The sequence below is a fragment of the Pseudomonas sp. NPDC087615 genome (genome assembly GCF_044743445.1).
Classification (GTDB): Bacteria; Pseudomonadota; Gammaproteobacteria; order Pseudomonadales; family Pseudomonadaceae; genus Aquipseudomonas; species Aquipseudomonas baetica_A.
Genome location: NZ_JBIUWM010000146.1, coordinates 1 through 1,322 on the forward strand (window position 1 = coordinate 1; position 1,322 = coordinate 1,322).

The 1,322-nt window shown below is 58.4% G+C and carries 1 protein-coding gene; it reads left to right on the top strand.

Features of this window, described 5'->3' with window-relative positions; translation table 11 throughout:
- The first annotated feature begins 64 nt into the window (after positions 1-64).
- A protein-coding gene (locus ACIOU6_RS28000) for an IS3 family transposase (RefSeq protein ID WP_401139995.1) occupies positions 65-1,284 on the top strand; the annotation gives its coding sequence in 2 pieces (ribosomal slippage) (positions 65-410 and positions 410-1,284; 1,221 coding nt in all).
- Positions 1,285-1,322: the final 38 nt, after the last annotated feature.

A 1,322-nucleotide genomic window follows, 5' to 3' on the forward strand; every position in this document is an offset into this window, starting at 1 on the left:
AGCCCCATGAAAGACAGGACACCGTTTCCCCCTTACGATAAGGGATAGGCAAACGGTTATGTTTATGACTAATAGCAACGACAAGAGTGGGGAGCTTTTGGGTCAGGAGCGGCGGCGCCGCTGGAGCCCAGAGCAAAAGCTGGCCATGGTTCGCGAGAGCCTTGAGCCAGGACAAAGTGTGTCGGTGGTCGCTCGACGCAACGGCATCAATGCCAACCAGTTATTCCTGTGGCGCAAGCTGTATCAGGACGGCAGCCTGTCGGCGGTCAGTGCAGGCGAAGCCGTGGTGCCGGCCTCCGAGCTGAGCGATGCGCTCAAGCAGATCCGTGAACTGCAACGGATGCTGGGCAAGAAAACGATGGAAGCCGAAATCCTCAAAGAGGCCGTGGAGATCGCCCGGTCGCGAAAATGGATTGCGCACTCACCCTTGTTGCCGGGGGACGACCAGTGAAGCTGGTCAGTAAATGTCTCGGTGTAGCGCGCTCGCAATTAACGGTTCGAATCAAGCAATCAGTATCGCCCAAAGCGCGGCGAAGCCGGCCTGTGAACGATGTAGAGCTGGTCGCTGAAATTCAGCAAGAGGTCAGCGAACTGCCCAGCTATGGATACCGTCGCGTCTGGGGACTGCTGCGTCGAGCACGTGAAAAGCGCTCGCTGCCAGCGATCAACGTGAAACGGGTTTACCGGGTGATGCGTGACCACAACCTTTTGCTTGAACGCCGGATCAAACAACCCGGCGTGCCGCGTCGGCACGAAGGCCGTATTGCGGTGCAAACCAGCGATACGCGTTGGTGCTCGGACGGCTTTGAGTTCCGCTGCGAGGACGGCGCCAAACTGAGCGTGACCTTCGCTCTCGATTGCTGTGATCGCGAAATTATCGGCTGGGTCGCCAGCCCGACCGGGTACAGCGGTGATGATATTCGCGACTTGATGCTGGAAAGCGTGGAGAAGCGTTTTGGTGATCAACTGCCCGCCACGCCGGTGCAATGGCTAAGCGACAACGGATCGGCGTACACCGCCGGACAGACACGCTTGTTTGCTCTACAGATCGGCTTACAGCCGGTGACCACCCCGGTACGCAGCCCGCAGAGCAACGGCATGGCCGAGAGCTTCGTGAAGACGATTAAGCGAGATTACGTGGCGCACATGCCCAAGCCGGATCGAGAAACGGCGTTGCGTAACTTGGCAATTGCCTTCGAGCACTACAACGAGCAGCATCCACACAGCGCCTTGAACTATCGCTCTCCGAGGGAGTTCAGGCGCTTAGCGGCAGCATCAATTTAACGGGGAGTTGGTGTCCGGTTTGGTAGGGGCAAGTCCAC